The following is a 17,912-nucleotide window of genomic DNA, read 5'->3' as shown; positions in this document are numbered from 1 at the left end:
AGCCTCAGTCTGTCGGATAACCGGGGTTTTGAAGCTGACCAGCTTGATATCGAACTCGACGACACTGACGGCCTGATTGAGCTGCCGGTGCGTGGTGCGGTGCTATCCTTGTTTCTCGGCTGGCAGGGTTCGGCGCTTATCGGCAAAGGACAATTCACGGTGGATGAAATTGAGCACCGGGGCGCACCGGACACGCTGACCATCCGGGCAAGGAGTGCGGATTTTCGCGGCACGCTCAACTCACGGCGTGAAGCGTCGTATCACGACACCACCCTCGGTGTAATCCTCAACACGATTGCCAGCCGCAACAAACTGACGGCCAGTGTCGCGCCGGTGTTTGCCTCGATTGCTATCCCGCATATCGACCAGTCGCAGGAGTCAGACGCGAAGTTTCTCACCCGCCTGGCGGAGCGCAACGGGGCGGAGGTGTCGGTCAAGGCGGGGAAATTGCTGTTCCTGAAAGCCGGTGCCGGTGTTACGGCCAGCGGTAAACCCATTCCACAGATGACCCTCGAGCGCCGTGATGGTGACCGCCACCAGTTTGCGATTGCCGACCGGGGCGCGTATACCGGCGTGACCGCGAAATGGCTGCACACCAGAGAGCCGAAAGCGCAGAAACAGCAGGTGAAACTCAAGCGCAAGGCAAAGCCGCAGAATCTGCGCGCCCTCCAGCACCCGAAAGCGCAGCCGGTAAAAACCAAAGCAGCACCCAAAGAAAAGGAATCACGCGAAGGTGAGTACATGGTCGGTGAGGAAGATAATGTGTTTGCGCTGACCACCATCTATGCCAGCAAGATACAGGCGATGCGTGCCGCTCAGGCAAAATGGGACAAACTGCAACGCGGTGTGGCGGAGTTTTCGATTAGTCTCGCCATGGGGCGCGCAGATCTCTACCCGGAAACACCGGTCGCGGTCTCAGGCTTTAAGCGCGTGATAGACGAGCAGGCATGGACGATCACTAAGGTAATGCACTCACTCAGTAATAGCGGCTTCACGACTTCGCTTGAGCTTGAGGTGCGGCTTTCGGATGTTGAATATGACGCAAAAAGCGACTTTTAATAAAATAATTCTCAAAAAGCGAATTAAAGCGTATCATTTACTCACTTAATGAGAGTAATGAGGCGAGCCATGTTTCATTGTCCTAAATGCCAGCACGCAGCGCATGCCCGCACAAGTCGCTATCTTAGTGAAAACACAAAAGAGCGTTACCATCAATGTACAAATATTAATTGCAGTTGTACTTTTGTGACAATGGAGTCAGTCGAACGCTTTATCGTTACTCCAGGTAAGATTATCCCCGCGCCACCTCACCCGATTAGAGGTGGACAGCAAACCATATGGTTATAGAAAAAGCCCGCTTCGAGCGGGTTTTTTATTATTGAAAATTAGCGTGGAACCGATCTACGTGATGTCGCAAAAAAACGCTGCGACACTTTTGCGACACTGGGCATCAGAAACAAAAAAGCCACTTCGTTAAAAGTGGCTTAATTATATGATTTTAAAGCTAAAATTTGGTGGCCCCTACTGGACTTGAACCAGTGACCAAGCGATTATGAGTCGCCTGCTCTAACCAACTGAGCTAAGGGGCCGTGGCGCAGGATTATAATGTAACTCTGAGCTGCAATCCAGTCATTACGTTGCATGTGCTGGTTTTATAAACAAAGTCTTATCAAACCCTTATGCTGGGTGGTTCTTGTATTTTCCTGACTAGTGCTATTGCTCAGATATAAAAAAGCCCTCACGAGGAGGGCTTTTTGACGAACAATATAATTAATCGTCCAGGAAGCTACGCAGTACTTCAGAACGGCTTGGGTGGCGCAGTTTGCGCAATGCCTTCGCCTCGATCTGACGGATACGTTCGCGGGTAACGTCGAACTGTTTGCCCACTTCTTCCAGCGTGTGGTCGGTATTCATGTCGATACCGAAACGCATACGCAGAACTTTAGCTTCACGAGCGGTCAGACCCGCCAGAACGTCGTGCGTGGCATTACGCAAGCTCTCGGAAGTTGCAGAGTCCAGTGGCAGCTCGAGGGTTGTATCCTCGATGAAATCACCCAAGTGCGAATCTTCATCGTCGCCGATTGGCGTTTCCATGGAGATTGGCTCTTTAGCAATTTTCAGCACTTTACGGATTTTGTCTTCCGGCATCAGCATGCGTTCAGCCAGCTCTTCCGGTGTTGGCTCACGGCCCATCTCTTGCAGCATCTGGCGCGAAATACGGTTGAGTTTGTTGATTGTCTCAATCATATGCACCGGAATACGGATGGTGCGTGCCTGGTCGGCGATAGAACGCGTGATAGCCTGACGAATCCACCATGTAGCATAAGTAGAGAACTTGTAGCCACGACGGTATTCAAACTTATCAACTGCTTTCATCAGGCCGATGTTACCCTCCTGAATCAGGTCGAGGAATTGCAGACCACGGTTGGTGTATTTCTTAGCGATAGAAATAACCAGACGTAAGTTTGCTTCAACCATCTCTTTCTTCGCGCGGCGAGCTTTCGCTTCCCCGATAGACATACGGCGGTTGATGTCTTTAACCTGCTCGATGGTCAGACCGGTTTCTTCTTCAATCTGCTGCAGTTTCTGCAAGCTGCGATGTACGTCATCAGATACGTCGTGCAGTTTTTCAGACCACGGCTTGTTCATTGCAATGGCTGCGTTGAACCAGGTTTCGCTGGTTTCGTTGCCAGTGAACAAGGTGATGAAGTTTTTCTTCGGCATTTTGCACTGTTCAACACACAGTTTCATGATGATACGTTCTTGCGTACGAACGCGGTCCATCATGACGCGCATGCTGTTTACCAGGTAGTCGAATTGCTTCGGTACCAGGCGGAACTGTTTGAAGACTTCAGACAGTTGCTGAATTTCAGCGGCAGAATCTGCGTGAGCACGGCCCTTCGCTTTGATCGTATCGCGAGCTTTTTCGTACTGAGTACGCAGCTCACCGAATTTTTCACGAGCAAGTTCTGGGTCGATGCTGTTGTCATCGTCCGCTTCTTCCTCATCTTCTTCGTCATCACTATTATCAGTGTTTTCTTCGCTGGTTAGCTCAGAACCGATGTGAGTGGCTGTAGGGGCAAGATCTTCTTCAGCATTCGGGTCAACAAAGCCAATGATCAAATCAGACAGACGTGCTTGTTCTGCTTCAACGCGATCGTACTGCTCAAGCAGATAAGTGATCGCTTCCGGATATTCGGCAACGGAGCACTGTACCTGGTTGATACCGTCTTCGATACGTTTAGCGATATCGATTTCACCCTCACGGGTTAACAGCTCAACGGTACCCATTTCACGCATGTACATGCGAACCGGGTCAGTGGTACGCCCGATTTCAGATTCTACGCTGGACAGCACTTGAGCGGCAGCTTCTTCCGCATCTTCGTCTGTGTTGTTTGAATTTTCAGCAAGCAACAGGTCATCGGCGTCAGGTGCTTCTTCCATCACCTGAATGCCCATGTCATTGATCATTTGGATGATGTCTTCGATCTGATCGGAGTCGACGATATCTTCCGGCAGATGGTCATTGACCTCAGCATAGGTCAGATAGCCTTGCTCCTTACCACGTTGGACAAGAAGTTTAAGCTGTGACTGCGGGTTTTGCTCCATAAGACGGTATCCACACTTCAGTATTAGGGTTGGTGTCGGTCGGCGAAACCGCCAACAATAACGTAACGAGGGCTGACTTATTTTATTGCCGCTGCCCATCCTTGCGGCGTTCGGGTTTGACCCGACTAATGTTCGGCAGTTAAGCCGCGAGTATTTACTTTTTCGCGCGTGATTCTGTTATCACGCGGACTTCCTCACGCTCCGCAGGCGTTAGCCCTGTTGTTCTGGAACGTGCAATCAATTCTTCAAACCTCAACTCCAGCACGGAATCAAACATATGTTCGAGTGCATCGGTGAACGTTTTTTCTGCAATATCCTTATCTGCTATATCGTCCCATGAAGAAAGTTTTTCAAGGGTTGCAGCTTCATTTGTGCCGCGATATAGCTCTAAAAGCTGTCCGGTGGTTAAACCTGGTTGTGCAAGGCAGGTATTTACAAGGTCGATAAAGAGTTTCAACCCTGGCAACTTCGCCTGTTCCAGACCGTTAAGCGGTGGCACACTCGGTGCCAACTCTGGATTTTGAACCAGTAGTCCTATCAGTATACGCATGGTTGTGCGTTTTAGCTGTGGAGCCGGGCGCGGTCCGTTGTTCTCCGCAAGCTTAGGCATCAACTTTTCAAGCTGGTTATCGTCTAAAATGCCCAGTTTGTTGCCCAGTTCCTGGCGCAGATAAATACGTAAAGTTTCACCAGGTACCTGAGTAATCAGTGGTAATGCAAGAGTACTCAGTCGCGCACGGCCATCCGGTGAACTCAAATCGACCTGCGGCATCAGGCTGTTAAAAAGAAACGTAGAAAGCGGCTGTGCGTGTTCCATGCGCGCTTCAAATGCTTCTTTACCTTCTTTACGCACCAGCGTGTCGGGGTCTTCACCATCAGGCAAGAACATAAAGCGCAACTGACGTCCGTCCGTCATATAAGGTAGCGCAGTTTCCAGAGCGCGCCATGCGGCATCTCGCCCAGCGCGATCCCCGTCATAACAACAGACCACGGTATCAGTAACCCGGAACAGCAGTTGGATATGGTCAGCGGTGGTTGACGTGCCTAAAGAGGCAACGGCGTAAGATATGCCGTATTGCGCCAAAGCGACCACATCCATGTAACCTTCCACCACCAATAAACGCGGCGGTTCTGACTGACTTTGTTGCGCTTCATATAGGCCATAGAGCTGGCGGCCTTTATGAAAAATTTCAGTTTCCGGGGAGTTCAGGTACTTCGGCTGGCCATCGCCCAGCACGCGACCACCAAAACCAATTACCCGGCCTCGCTTATCACGGATCGGGAACATCACCCGTTCACGGAAGCGGTCGTAGCTACGCCCCTGATCGTTGGTGACCAACATGCCTGCATCCGTCAGAGCCTGACGATTTTCGCTATTACCACCAAACCGTTTTAAGACGTTATCCCAACCGGGAGGGGCATAACCGATGGCAAAGTGTTGAATAACCTCGGCACTTAAACCACGCTGTGCCAGATACTGGCGAGCAGATTCAGCCGATTGTTGACCCAGGGATTGCTGATAAAAGGCATTTAAGCCATCCATCAATTGATACAGACTTTGCCGTTGATGACGCTCAATCTGGCTTGGTCCGCTACCTGCTTCGTATGGCACCTCAAGGTTGTGCATGGCCGCCATTTCTTCAACGCTTTCGACAAATTCAAGCTTGTCGTAGTTCATTAAAAAATCTAGCGCGTTGCCATGCGCACCACAGCCGAAACAATGGTAAAACTGTTTCTCACCGTTTACGGTGAAAGAGGGGGTTTTTTCGTTATGGAACGGACAGCACGCATGATAGTTCTTGCCCTGCTTTTTCAGCTTAACACGCGCATCGATCAGATCGATGATGTCGGTGCGAGCCAGCAAGTCATTGATGAAAACACGTGGAATTCGTCCAGCCATAGGCCCCGTTTGGTACTTGCTTACTTTCAGTCTTGCGAAAAAGCAACAGGTTGAAAGAGCAGAAGTATGTCAGTTTCATGAACGAAAATAAGCCGCGCATTCCTTTCGGAAGCACGGCCTTTACAACTACTACAAGTCTGTTCCGGAGGCTAAAACCCCCAGGATACTAGTACAGACGAGTGCGGCGTGCGTTTTCGCGAGCCAATTTCTTCGCGTGACGTTTCACAGCAGAAGCTTTAGCGCGTTTACGTTCGGTAGTCGGTTTTTCATAGAACTCACGACGACGAACTTCCGCCAGAACACCTGCTTTCTCACAAGAACGCTTGAAGCGACGCAGTGCTACGTCGAAAGGCTCGTTTTCACGTACTTTAATTACCGGCATTAACTCTCACCTTTGATAAATTCGGTTTGCCGCTGACTTAGGCGTCAGCTATTTCAAAATGGTGCGGAATTTTACTGCAACTACTGCTGCTTTGTAAAGCACCGGACAACCAGAAACCTGGCTTTTGGGCCGGAATCTTCCAGGGGCGTGGATTATACACCACCCGAGCACAGTATGTGAGCAAAGTTTTACAATAAGCGCCCAGGGGCTTAAACTTCGCGGCAAGACTGAGAGGTAGAGAAAACCATGCGTGTACTGGGTATAGAAACATCCTGCGATGAAACCGGCATCGCCATTTATGACGATGAAAAAGGTTTGTTAGCCAATCAATTGTATAGTCAGGTGAAATTGCACGCAGACTATGGCGGCGTGGTGCCGGAACTTGCTTCCCGTGACCATGTGCGCAAAACCGTACCATTGATTCAGGCAGCGCTTAAAGAAGCAGGATTAACCGCCGAAGATATTGATGGCGTCGCTTATACCGCAGGGCCTGGCCTTGTCGGTGCGCTCTTGGTTGGGGCAACCATTGGTCGTTCACTGGCATTTGCCTGGGATGTGCCCGCTGTGCCGGTTCATCACATGGAAGGGCATTTATTAGCGCCGATGCTGGAAGATAATCCGCCAGAGTTTCCGTTTGTCGCGTTGCTGGTTTCCGGCGGCCATACACAATTAATTAGTGTGACGGGAATCGGCCAGTACGAACTGCTCGGTGAGTCTATTGATGACGCCGCAGGTGAAGCCTTTGATAAAACAGCCAAACTGCTGGGTCTGGACTATCCTGGTGGGCCAATGCTTTCAAAAATGGCATCACAAGGCACTGCAGGGCGCTTTACTTTCCCGCGCCCGATGACGGATAGACCTGGCCTCGATTTCAGTTTTTCTGGTCTGAAAACTTTTGCTGCCAACACGATTCGCGGTAACGACGCAGATCCACAAACGCGTGCCGATATCGCTCGAGCTTTTGAAGATGCTGTTGTAGATACGCTGGCTATTAAATGCAAACGTGCGTTGGATCAAACCGGTTTTAAGCGTCTGGTGATGGCGGGTGGTGTGAGCGCAAACCGTACGCTGCGTATGCGTATGGAAGAGATGATGGCTAAACGCCGTGGTGAGGTGTTCTACGCGCGTCCTGAATTCTGTACCGATAACGGCGCGATGATTGCTTACGCAGGTATGATTCGTTTGAAAGCGGGAACCGCAGGTGAATTGAGCGTGACAGTCCGCCCACGGTGGCCGCTGGCAGAGTTACCGGCGGCGTAAAACTAAACCAAATCAACAAACAGGGAGTGAGAAATCACTCCTTTTTTTTGTCTTTATTTCTGCGTAATTTCTTCCAGATTTTGGTTTCCTGACCACGCCACAAACGCTGAATATTATCGTGATGGCGCATTAAAATCAGACAGGAAAGCATTGCTACCGGGAAGGTGAACTGTGGTTTGAACCACCAGACATAGAACGGGGCGATCAGCGCACTAATAATTGCGCCAAGTGAGGAGTAACCGCTGAGCAATACGCTCAGTAGCCAGGTGCCCGCCATCACACCGGTTAAATCCCAGCCGATCGGTGCTATGGCACCAAATGCGGTTGCGACACCTTTGCCACCGTGGAATTTAAAGAAAACGGGCCAGATATGACCAAGGCAAGCGGCGATAGCGATAAGCCCCAGCCAGAACGGGGTTACGCCTAGCGCGTATGCCGCCCAGACTGGTAACATTCCTTTGAGAACATCAAAAATCAGTACCGCTACGGCTGCGCCTTTACCGCCAATACGTAAAACATTGGTTGCACCTGGATTGCCGGAACCGTTCTCTCGCGGGTCAGGAAGCCCCGCTATTCGGCAGACCAGAATGGCGCTAGAAATTGAGCCGCAAAGATACGCGAGTAGGATCATGCCAGGCGCGATTGCACTCATAACGCTGTTCCATTTTGAAAGTGTCGTTGTATTCTCTGCATCTGTGGATAATACGCATATTTCGCCAGAAGTGGTATCTGGCGTGACTAAAAACCGGGCAGGGCGTGATGGACATTGTATTTATAGAGCAACTCACTGTAATCACCACAATTGGTGTTTACGACTGGGAACAAACTATCTCCCAGAAATTGGTATTCGATATCGAAATGGCATGGGATAACCGCCAGGCCGCCAGCAGCGACAATGTAAATGATTGTTTAAGCTATGCTGATGTCAGTGAAGCGGTAATTAACCATGTCTCCGGGGGGCGTTTTGCTCTGGTTGAACGTGTTGCTGAAGAGGTCGCACAACTCCTGCTGACCCGCTTTAATTCACCTTGGGTACGTTTAAAAGTCAGCAAACCAGGTGCGGTTGCGCAGGCAGCCAATGTTGGGGTTGTTATTGAACGTGGCAGTAATCTGAAAGCTAATCATTAAATTCATATTTGTTAAACCAAGCATGTGTAACCTGGTCATAACTGTTATCTATTCGCGGCAGTTGCCGCTTTTTTTATGTTTGCTTTAGGGGTTAGAGGGTTTATTAATGGGCGATCTGCACTCGTTAGTTATTGCTGCAATTCTTGGGGTTGTTGAAGGTCTTACGGAGTTCCTCCCTGTTTCGTCCACTGGCCATATGATTATTGTCGGTCACTTGCTCGGATTTGAAGGCGATACGGCGAAAACATTTGAAGTGGTTATCCAGCTTGGTTCTATCCTTGCGGTGGTGGTGATGTTCTGGCGTCGCTTGTTTGGGCTTATTGGTATTCACTTTGGTCGCCAACCGCATGAAGGCACGGGAACAGGGCGTTTGACACTGATCCATATCCTGTTGGGTATGGTGCCAGCGGTGGTTCTGGGGCTGGTTTTCCATGACATGATTAAATCGCTATTTAATCCGGTGAACGTCATGTATGCGCTAGTGGTGGGCGGTGTGCTGCTGATAGCCGCAGAACTGTTAAAACCAAAAGTTGCGCGTGCAGAAGGTGTTGATGACATCACTTATCGTCAGGCATTTGCTATTGGTTGCTTCCAGTGTTTAGCTTTGTGGCCGGGATTTTCGCGCTCCGGTGCGACAATTTCAGGCGGGATGCTAATGGGTGTTAGCCGATACGCTGCATCTGAGTTTTCTTTCCTGCTGGCCGTGCCAATGATGATGGGTGCCACAGTGTTGGATGTTTATAAGAGCATCGGTTTTTTAACTATGGCCGATCTTCCAATGTTTGCCGTTGGTTTTATTACCGCATTTATCGTTGCGCTAATTGCTATTAAAACATTCCTGCAAATTATCAAGCGTATTTCTTTTATTCCGTTCGCAATTTATCGTTTTGCGGTTGCGGCAGTGGTTTATTTCGTGTTCTTCTAATATTCACCACTAATATTAAAAGCCACTCATAATGAGTGGCTTTTTTATTTTTGATTAGGGATTAGCGTAATGTGAGAAGTTGTGCGAACAATCACATTCCCCCAATTCATTCCTGACTATTATCATCTACTCGTTTCTGGAGGAAATATGTCAACCATTGTCCACCGATTTATCAGCTATTGCTTCTATTGTCTGCTGGAGAGATTCAGCAGCGTGAAGTCATTGCTGTGTGGACTTTGTTGTTTCAACTCCGTTCAGTCACTGAGTTCTGCTGAAGAATCTACGCATGAAAATAGCGATGATGATTTTTCTTGTGGCTGGTCACGTTTATGGGGTTGTGCAAGCCAGAGCTTGGTAGCTGCATCTCCCCGGCTACCGATTCCACAAGCCTCAGGTGCTGTAAAAACTATTTTTCAGGTTCGCCTGGTGGCGCAACTTCGCCACGAGCTGGCGTTTAGCTTTACTACCCGCAGTGTCCACCAGTTGTTGGTTTGCCATCGTTTAAGCGGCGAGTCAGACGCCAATTCAGATTCACATAATATGCTGTTTTATCGATTAAAAAGCACAATGCGCCTCACCGCCATTGTGCTTTTTTTATTGTCTAAATCCGACCCGAGAGAGAATCCATTATGTATATCGTTTGTGTAGCTGCATGTCCGACAGGCGTCGCTCATACCTTTATGGCCGCTGAAGCGCTGGAAATCACTGGCAAAAGCCGTGGGCATGAAATTAAAGTCGAAACCCAGGGCAGCATGGGGGTAGAGAACGAGATTACCGCAGAAGACCTGGTGCGTGCCGATGGTGTGATCATTGCCGCCGATGTTGCTATCAATAACAGAGAACGGTTTGATGGCATGCTAAAACTGGAATGCAGCGTGGCAGACCCGATAAAGTTTGGTGAGGCCGTCTTTGAAGCCATTGAGCAGGAGATAAATCATGGCTAAATTTCAGGGTGGCGGACCGAAATCCTCCACGGGTACAGAAGTCAAAAACGCTATCATGACGGGTGTATCGTACATGCTGCCGTTTGTCATCGCAGGTGCGGTTATTATGGGGATCGCCCGTATTGGTGCCTCGATGTATGGCATCGATAATATTTGGGATGCCAGCCATGAACAAGCTGCAAGCCTGGTCGTGCAGATGCTACACAAGTTCGATGGGTTTGGTGGGCTAGCGTTGTCATTGATGTTGCCGGTTGTGGCGGGTTACATCAGTTTTGCGATTGCCAATAAACCGGGGATTGCGCCAGGCATGGTGGGTGGTCTTTTGGCTAGTAACCTGGGAACGGGCTTCCTGGGAGCACTGGCGGCGGGTTTCGTCGCGGGTTACATCATTCGCTTGTTGACGGCGAAAGTTAAACTGCCACGCTCGCTGGCCTCTGCGGGACCGATTTTTATTCTGCCTGTTGGTGGCACGCTGCTGACCTGCATCATCATGGCATTTGTGATTGGCACGCCTCTGGCGGCATTAAATCACGGTATGGAAGCGTGGTTAATGGCGATGTCCGGCACCAACAAAATCATCCTGGCGGCAGTGGTCGGCGGTATGGTGGGCTTTGACCTTGGCGGGCCGGTAAACAAAGCGGCAGTCACTACCGCAATGGCGTTACTAGCTTCCGGTATTTACGACCCCAATACGGCGGCACAAGTGGCGATTATCATCCCGCCAATTGGCCTCGGCGTTGCTTCACTTATCTGGAAAAACCGCTTCCCGGAATCGTTGCAAGAAGCAGGTAAAGCTTCAACGCTTATGGGTTTGATTGGTGTTTCGGAAGGTGCAATTCCTTTTGCCCTGGCAAATCCCAAAATTATTATTATCAACGTTGTAGGTACAGCCACGGGGGCTGCGATGGCGGTGGGTTTAGGTGCAGTAAATCATGCGCCCATTTCCGGGTTTTATGGTTGGTTGGCCGTGGATGGTTGGCCGATTTACATCCTGTCGATTGCCGTAGGTTCCGCGATTGTCGCAGTGGGTTCACTGCTGGTTTTTCGCCAAATGAAACCATTAACCAACAAAGAAGAAAAAACCACTACACCAGCACCTAAATTTAAAGTGAGCCGTTAACGGTTTATTTTATGGTGTTCTGATGAGTGTCTGGGAAATATAAATGAGAGTGATTATTCTCAGGGTTCTCCGCGTTTAAATAAAAGTCATTATGCCGTGATTAATATGATCTCGTCATCATGTAGGGTCGAAATATGAAAACTGTTCATCTGGTACAACATACTCATTGGGATCGTGAGTGGTATTTCACCGAGAATGATTCAAAAGCAGTGCTTTATTATTTTATGGACGATTTATTACAGCGCCTGGAAGAAGATAAAACATTAGGGCCATTCGTTCTCGACGGGCAAACGGTCATTATCGAAGATTATTTAAATGTGGCACCTCATCAGGAAACACGATTACGGAAATTAATTGAGCAGGGTCGAATTGTTACCGGTCCATGGTATACGCAAAGCGATTTTCTGGTGGTGGGGGCGGAGTCTATAACCCGTAACTTGCTGCTAGGGCACGCCGATTGCCAACGCTTTGGTGGCTTAATGCCTATAGGTTATGTTCCTGATTCATTTGGGCAAAGCGCACAATTACCAATGTTTTTGCAACAGTTTGCTATCGACCATGCAGTTATCTGGCGTGGCTGGAGCGAATACAACGTGTCGCACAGTGAATTTAGCTGGCACAGTGCCGATGGCAGTAAAGTCACCGCCGCCGTACTGCCGTGGGGATATGGTTGTGCAAAATGGTTGCCGGACTCCCCACTTGACGGGTTAAAGACACTGGAAACGACTCTGGAAAAACAGACACGTTTCTCATTAACCGACCATGTTCTGCTACCAAATGGCAATGACCAGTCGCCGTTTGAGTATCGCGTTCCGGCAATGCTCGACCAGCTGAATCAGCAGCAAGATAACTATCGTTTTGTACGCAGCAGTTTCAGCCAGTTTTTCCAGGCGCTGGAAAGCACGAATGCAGAGTTGCCGACTTACCAGGGAGAGCTAATCAGCCCAAAATACATGCGTGTTCATCGCGGTATTTTCTCAACTCGTGTCGACATTAAACAGTTGAATGCACGCCTGGAACAGACACTGAGCCAACATCTGGAGCCGCTATTAGCCGTCAACTGGCGGCTGGGCCTTCCGTATCCGCAACATGCAGTGGATAACATCTGGCGCGAAGCGATGAAGTCCCATGCTCACGACAGTATTGGCGGCTGCAATTCAGACCGGGTGAACGCGATGGTGAAAAATCGCCTTGAATCGGGCCTCGAAATGGCTGAACAGCTTATCGATCTGAATATGAAGATGCTCGCTGAAGGGATCTCAGCGCTACAGGAAGGCAAGAAAATCATCATCTTCAATGCCCGTCCGCAAGTCCGTCACGGTCTGGTCGAACTAACGATTTTCACACCGGATCACGATTTCCGCGTGGTAGATGGCGCAGGCAAAGAGTGCCGTTGGCAGATTGTCGAAGAAGGTCGCCAGGATATGTCGATAATCGTTCAGGAGTTATCAAACAGCACCGAAACCACCTGGTACCGCAAATGTCAGTTGGTGCTGGAAGTCGCCGATATCCCTGCGTGCGGTTATCAGACGTTGTACTTGCAAGAGGGTGTCAGCGCGGGTTTTGAACAGCATAGTAAACCGATAGTGAAACTTGAAAACGAATGGCTGCGATTAGATGCTGACGAACGAGGGATTTTGACGCTGACCGACAAGCGCAGTCGACAGGTTTATCACCACATTTTGCAATTGGTAGATGGTGGGGACGCAGGTGATAACTACAACTATTCGCCTCCGTTCGATGACTGGCTTATCAATAGTGATGCATTTCTGGCTTCCATCAGTGGTCAGCAAGGGCCGTTGCAAAGTAGTTTAACGCTGAACTGGCAGATGGCTGTACCGCAGGATTTAGCGGCGCGCAAAGAGCGCAAGATCGATGCCAATCTCGATATTTCGATGGTCATCACGCTTGTGCATAGTAATACCTGGCTTGATGTGGCTATCAGCGTGAATAACACGGTTTGCGATCATCGTTTGCAGGTCTTGCTACCGACTGATGTTCAGCAACATATTCACTTCGCTGATCAGCCATTTGGCCTGATTGAACGCTATAACCAACCGCCTGAAATGGCAGTTTGGAAAGACGAGCAGTGGACTGAAGCCCCGGTAGCACTCTATCCGATGCAAAGCCAGGTCATGATGTTCGACGAGAAGCGCGGGTTGTGCGTTGTGACTGAAGGGTTGCGTGAATATCAAATCCCAGAAAATCGGCAGGACGTGATTGCGGTGACTTTGTTGCGTAGCGTGGGTTGGCTCGGGCAGGCCAATATGCCTTATCGTCCTGGTCGCGCATCCGGTATGGTTTTGCCGTCGCCAGAGTCGCAAATTCAGGGAATGCACCATTTCAAACTCAGCCTGTTATTGATGAATAACGGCGCGGATAAGGTGTTCTGGCGTGACGTTGAACGTGCCCGCAGTATGCTTCACGCCTGGCTTGCAACTGGCTGGTCCCGTTTCCGTTCTAATCCTCACAGCCGCATTTTCCCACATCATTTCAGCATATTAAGTTGGGATACCGATCTTCATTTCAGCGTGCTGAAAAAAGCGCAACATAGCGATGCGTTAGTGGTGCGTAGCTGGAACCCGTCTACGCAACCTTTACCACGAGGGGCGGTTAGCGCAAACGGGGAAGTAACGCCCGCGACGCTTGCTGAAACTGCGTTGAATACCCATCCAGGAACGGTGCCAACGTGCGCGCCTGCTACTTTTGTCATCACTTTCTGAGGGTGGGGAAAACATGCTAACACTCGACTTTATTTGTACTCTGCCCAATGGCATTCATGCGCGTCCGGCCAGTGAAATCGAACAGCGTACGCAACCTTTTAAAGCTTCTATTACATTGATAAATCTGAGCAAAAAAACGCAGGCTGATGCGAAAAGCGTATTGGGTATGATTGGTGCGGATATTACTCATGGCGACCAGTGCCAGTTTTTGATTGAAGGTGAAGATCAACAAGTGGCCTTTGAATTGCTTCATGCGTTTATGCACGATGAGTTTGAAGATTGTGACGAACCGCTAGTGTTATCGCCGGACAATCACACACAACCGCTGCCGGTCTTTATTGAACATGCCTGCCCGAAATACATGCGTGGTAATGGCGTCAGTAAGGGGATTGGCCGTGGTGTTCCGGTTCATATTGATTCGGTGGATCTCCATGAATTGTCGCGTCATGAACCTGCAACGGATGTTGTTCTTCAACAGCAGCAATTGCTTGAAGCTTGGGCCATAACGCAACAGACGCTGTGCAGTGCAGATGTGGGGGCCGAACATGTCCTGGCGGCGCAGCTTAAATTGCTCAGCGATCCTGCGTTTAAATCATGTTTGTTTTCACACATTACCGCGCGCAACGCATTACAAGCTATCGTGCTGACAGCGCAGACGTTGAGCCAACCGTTACTCAACAGCAGCAGCCAGTATCTGCGCGAACGCGTTATTGATATTCGTGATCTTTGCCAGGGTATTGCCACAAATCTGTTAGGGAGACCGCTTGAAAGCCAGCTAATGCTTACGCAAGACAGCATTGTTATTTGTAGCGGTACGCTTACTCCCGGCCAGTTTCTGCGGCTGCGCAATCCACATCTGAAAGGCATTGTGATGGGCGACGGTGGTGAAACCTCACATACCGTGATTCTGGCCCGTTCGTTCGGTATACCGTTGCTATGCGGTGTGACGCAAAGTGAGGGGCTGACGCATGAGGCCAGCATGTTGATTCTGGATAGCCGCTACGGTTTGCTGGTGGCGAATCCGAATGAAGCAATGGAAAGCTGGTATCGGCTGGAAACAGCGAAACAGCGGGCGATTGCGAAACGAAGTGCACCATTGTGCGGGCAACAGGTTTCTACGGCTGATGGTGTCACCGTCAGCGTGCTGGCGAATACTGCACTCGCCATTGAAGCGCAAAGTGCGTTTGCCCTTGGGGCTGATGGCGTTGGTCTGTTCCGCACCGAAATGCTGTTTTGTGAGCGTAGCCAGGCGCCTGATGAAGATGAGCAATTTCAGGCATACAGCGAAGTACTAAGAAGTGCGGCGGGCAAAAAAATCACTATTCGTACGCTGGATATTGGTGGCGATAAACCCTGTGATTTTCTGGATTTACCAAAAGAGGAAAACCCGTTCCTGGGCTATCGCGCCGTGCGTATGTACCCGCAGTTTCATGACGTTTTCACCACGCAGGCCCGTGCGTTATTAAGAGCGAGTGCGGTTGGGCCATTGAATATCATGGTGCCGATGGTGGCAACGCTTGCGGAAATACAATGGTTACACAGCGAGTTTCAGCGCATCGCAGCCACGTTGCAGCAGGAGGATATTCCGCTCGGGGAGTGGCACCTTGGTATTATGGTTGAAGTGCCATCAACGCTCTATCTTCTGGAAAAAGCCGCTAACTATCTCGATTTTGTTTCTATCGGCAGTAATGATCTGGCGCAGTATTTCCTGGCATGCGATCGCGGGAATCCGTATGTACGCCATCTGTATGACTATCGAAACCCAACGTTTTTAGCGCTAATGCGCGATATTACGCAGCGTGCCCAAGCGGCGGGGCTGGCGATTAGTCTATGTGGTGAAATGGCGGCAGATAAGCAAATGCTACCACTGCTCGTCGGAATGGGGCTAACGGAGTTGAGTATGGCGACGGGAGCTATCACGCAATGTAAGGAAGCGCTAACTACGCTGAATGTTCAGCAATGCCAAAAGCTTCTGGAAACGGCTATTGCCTGCGACACCGGTGAAGATGTGGTGGAAATTGTAGAAAAGTTCACACGAGCACAATCGCAAAAACCGGTGCTGGCATCTGAATTGCTGTTACTGGATAAAACCGTGAACAGCAAAGAAGAAGCTATCAAATTGCTGACTGATAACCTTGAAGTACAGCAGCGGGCTATTTCGGGGTCGCAAGTGGAAAGGGCTATCTGGGAGCGTGAAGCCGTGTTCTCAACCGCGCTCGGTTTTTCAGTGGCCATTCCGCACTGCAAATCACCACATGTGTCGCACAGCAGCATTTCTCTTTTGCGCGCTAATTCGCCTGTGAGTTGGGGGGAAGGTATTGATGTGCAACTGGTTATCATGTTGACGGTAAACGAACAGGAACAAAATAACCACATGAAGATCTTCTCGCGCCTGGCTCGCAAACTGATGCACAGCGATTTCCGCGAACAGCTGCAAACGCTCTCGGATGCTGCGACGCTAACGGATCTCTTGTCGTCAGAGCTGGCACTTTAAGGGACTAAAAAGGAAATGACTTTAACCACTACTTTACCTGGTGAAACGCAAAGCATGCGCAAACCGTTGGCAGTATTGGCGTGGGCCTTCTTCTTGTGGGCATGCTGGTGTTGATGTTGGTTGGCCCAAAGTTGCGCCAACCTCTGTGGTCATCACTTAGCGGTAGGCGTAACCAATCCGGCTTCTTTCTTCCATGCTTCAACGGCGGCAATACGGCGGCGATTTAGCTCATCACGAATCGCTGGGCCGCTAAATCCATCATCAATCACTTCTTTGTTGGTCACACTTTGTGCCGCAAGCCATGCCGCGCGCAGCAGCCTGCCTTGAGGATAATCACTGCCTTCAAAGCCGGTGCGTCCACGTGCGTCAGCTTCGCTGGTTAAGGCGATTTGTTCAACGCGTTGCGGTTTGCGCCATGCATCGATGGCATCGAATAATTTGACGATGGTTTTCGGCTGCAAAATGGGTAGCGTGTGAATCAAGTCGTGATATTCGGCAACCAGTTTGGCAAGATCGCGGATGTCATTGGGCACGCGCATACGCTGGCATAATTGCTCGACAAGTTTCACACCCGCCGGGCCATGGCCGTGATGGCGAGGCCAGAATTCTTTTGGCGTCAACCCCTTACCCAAGTCGTGGCACAGAGTGGCAAAACGCACGTCGACTTCCGGGCTGAGTTGGGCGGCAATCGCCAGCGTCATCAAAACGTGAATGCCTGTGTCGATTTCCGGATGCCATTTTTCTGGTGCAGGAACGCCGAACAGGGCGTCGATTTCCGGGAATAGCACCGCCAGCGCGCCGCATTTGCGCAGTACATCGAAATAAACCTGTGGATTACGGCTGGTGAGCGCGTTTTCCGTCTCTTTCCAGACGCGTTCAGGCGTCAGATGCGCGAGCTCGCCATTAGCGGCCATTGACGTCATCAGCGTCATGGTTTCTGGAGCAATCTGGAAATTGAGATGGGCGTAGCGCGCAGCAAAACGCGCCACGCGTAAAACACGTAGCGGGTCTTCATTGAAAGCGGGAGACACATGGCGCAATAGGCGCTTTTCAATATCGGCACGCCCGTTATAGGGGTCGATAAACTCGCCGTGTTCGTCCTGGGCAATCGCGTTGATAGTCAAATCGCGGCGCAACAAGTCTTGCTCAAGCGTGACATCAGGCGCGGCATAGCAGGTAAAACCTGTATAGCCCGGGCCTGATTTACGCTCGGTGCGCGCTAATGCATACTCTTCACGCGATTTGGGGTGCAGAAATACTGGGAAGTCTTTACCAACCTGCTGGTAGCCTGCATCCAGCATTTCTTGCGGCGTAGCGCCAACAACAACCCAATCTTTATCTTTGACCGGTAATCTCAACAACCCATCACGTACCGCACCACCGACCAGATAAATCTTCACGCTTTAATGCCCCTGCATCTGTTAACC

General features: G+C 50.2%; 15 protein-coding genes and 1 tRNA gene. 10 read left to right on the top strand and 6 right to left on the bottom strand.

Annotation, left to right across the window (positions count from 1 at the left end; genetic code table 11):
* Together FH968_RS08925 and FH968_RS08920 are read left to right on the top strand one after the other, a co-directional pair.
* Positions 1-1,059: phage late control D family protein (locus tag FH968_RS08925; protein WP_139878787.1), on the top strand; the 1,059-nt coding region annotated here is incomplete at its 5' end.
* 69 nt (positions 1,060-1,128) lie between these two features.
* Positions 1,129-1,347, top strand: a complete 219-nt coding sequence (locus FH968_RS08920; RefSeq protein WP_139878786.1) for a DNA-binding transcriptional regulator — start codon at positions 1,129-1,131, stop codon at positions 1,345-1,347.
* A 165-nt stretch (positions 1,348-1,512) separates the two neighbouring features.
* Here FH968_RS08920 and FH968_RS08915 read toward each other — a convergent pair.
* The 4 genes from FH968_RS08915 to rpsU all read right to left on the bottom strand — a co-directional run bounded on the left by FH968_RS08915 (position 1,513) and on the right by rpsU (position 5,891).
* Positions 1,513-1,589, bottom strand: a tRNA-Ile gene (locus FH968_RS08915).
* Positions 1,590-1,770: 181 nt separating this feature from the next.
* Positions 1,771-3,609: an RNA polymerase sigma factor RpoD gene (gene rpoD / locus FH968_RS08910; protein WP_139878785.1), complete on the bottom strand. Its 1,839-nt coding sequence runs from the start codon at positions 3,607-3,609 to the stop codon at positions 1,771-1,773.
* A 154-nt stretch (positions 3,610-3,763) separates the two neighbouring features.
* The gene (gene dnaG, locus FH968_RS08905) at positions 3,764-5,509 is read right to left on the bottom strand and encodes a DNA primase (RefSeq protein WP_139878784.1); all 1,746 of its coding nucleotides are present in this window, start codon (positions 5,507-5,509) and stop codon (positions 3,764-3,766) included.
* 166 nt (positions 5,510-5,675) lie between these two features.
* A complete protein-coding gene (rpsU, locus tag FH968_RS08900) occupies positions 5,676-5,891 on the bottom strand; it encodes a 30S ribosomal protein S21 (protein ID WP_001144069.1) in 216 nt (71 codons plus the stop codon).
* 246 nt (positions 5,892-6,137) lie between these two features.
* On the opposite strand from rpsU, the gene tsaD reads away from it, so the two are divergent.
* Positions 6,138-7,151 carry a tRNA (adenosine(37)-N6)-threonylcarbamoyltransferase complex transferase subunit TsaD gene (tsaD, locus tag FH968_RS08895; protein ID WP_139878783.1) on the top strand — a complete coding sequence of 338 codons (1,014 nt, stop codon included), beginning with the start codon at positions 6,138-6,140 and terminating at the stop codon, positions 7,149-7,151.
* Between the two features lie 34 nt (positions 7,152-7,185).
* Here the strand turns inward: tsaD and plsY are convergent, their stop codons facing one another.
* Positions 7,186-7,803, bottom strand: coding sequence for a glycerol-3-phosphate 1-O-acyltransferase PlsY (gene plsY, locus FH968_RS08890; RefSeq protein WP_139878782.1), 618 nt, complete (start codon positions 7,801-7,803; stop codon positions 7,186-7,188).
* Between the two features lie 107 nt (positions 7,804-7,910).
* Here plsY and folB point away from each other — a divergent pair, with 107 nt between their 5' ends.
* From folB to ptsP, 7 genes are all read left to right on the top strand, one after another.
* Complete coding sequence (folB, locus tag FH968_RS08885) at positions 7,911-8,279, top strand: bifunctional dihydroneopterin aldolase/7,8-dihydroneopterin epimerase (protein WP_139878781.1); 369 nt, start codon at positions 7,911-7,913, stop codon at positions 8,277-8,279.
* Between the two features lie 106 nt (positions 8,280-8,385).
* The gene (bacA, locus tag FH968_RS08880) at positions 8,386-9,204 is read left to right on the top strand and encodes an undecaprenyl-diphosphate phosphatase (RefSeq protein ID WP_139878780.1); all 819 of its coding nucleotides are present in this window, start codon (positions 8,386-8,388) and stop codon (positions 9,202-9,204) included.
* 147 nt (positions 9,205-9,351) lie between these two features.
* Positions 9,352-9,852: a hypothetical protein gene (locus FH968_RS08875; protein ID WP_139878779.1), complete on the top strand. Its 501-nt coding sequence runs from the start codon at positions 9,352-9,354 to the stop codon at positions 9,850-9,852.
* Positions 9,834-10,148, top strand: a complete 315-nt coding sequence (locus FH968_RS08870) for a PTS fructose transporter subunit IIB (RefSeq protein ID WP_139878778.1) — start codon at positions 9,834-9,836, stop codon at positions 10,146-10,148. The genes FH968_RS08875 and FH968_RS08870 overlap by 19 nt, the downstream gene beginning before the upstream one ends.
* A complete protein-coding gene (locus tag FH968_RS08865) occupies positions 10,141-11,268 on the top strand; it encodes a PTS fructose transporter subunit IIC (RefSeq protein ID WP_139878777.1) in 1,128 nt (375 codons plus the stop codon). Before FH968_RS08870 ends, FH968_RS08865 begins: the two co-directional genes overlap by 8 nt.
* Positions 11,269-11,402: 134 nt before the next feature.
* Positions 11,403-13,991 carry a glycoside hydrolase family 38 C-terminal domain-containing protein gene (locus FH968_RS08860; RefSeq protein ID WP_139878776.1) on the top strand — a complete coding sequence of 863 codons (2,589 nt, stop codon included), beginning with the start codon at positions 11,403-11,405 and terminating at the stop codon, positions 13,989-13,991.
* A 13-nt stretch (positions 13,992-14,004) separates the two neighbouring features.
* The gene (gene ptsP, locus FH968_RS08855) at positions 14,005-16,485 is read left to right on the top strand and encodes a phosphoenolpyruvate--protein phosphotransferase (RefSeq protein WP_139878775.1); all 2,481 of its coding nucleotides are present in this window, start codon (positions 14,005-14,007) and stop codon (positions 16,483-16,485) included.
* A gap of 152 nt (positions 16,486-16,637) precedes the next feature.
* On the opposite strand, the gene FH968_RS08850 is transcribed toward ptsP, so the two are convergent.
* Positions 16,638-17,885, bottom strand: coding sequence for a multifunctional CCA addition/repair protein (locus FH968_RS08850; protein WP_139878774.1), 1,248 nt, complete (start codon positions 17,883-17,885; stop codon positions 16,638-16,640).
* Between the last annotated feature and the right edge of the window lie 27 nt (positions 17,886-17,912).

This window comes from Buttiauxella sp. B2, assembly GCF_006376615.1.
Lineage (GTDB): Bacteria > Pseudomonadota > Gammaproteobacteria > Enterobacterales > Enterobacteriaceae > Buttiauxella.
Note: the sequence above shows the minus strand (reverse complement) of the source record. Positions and strands in the feature narration are given on the sequence as shown.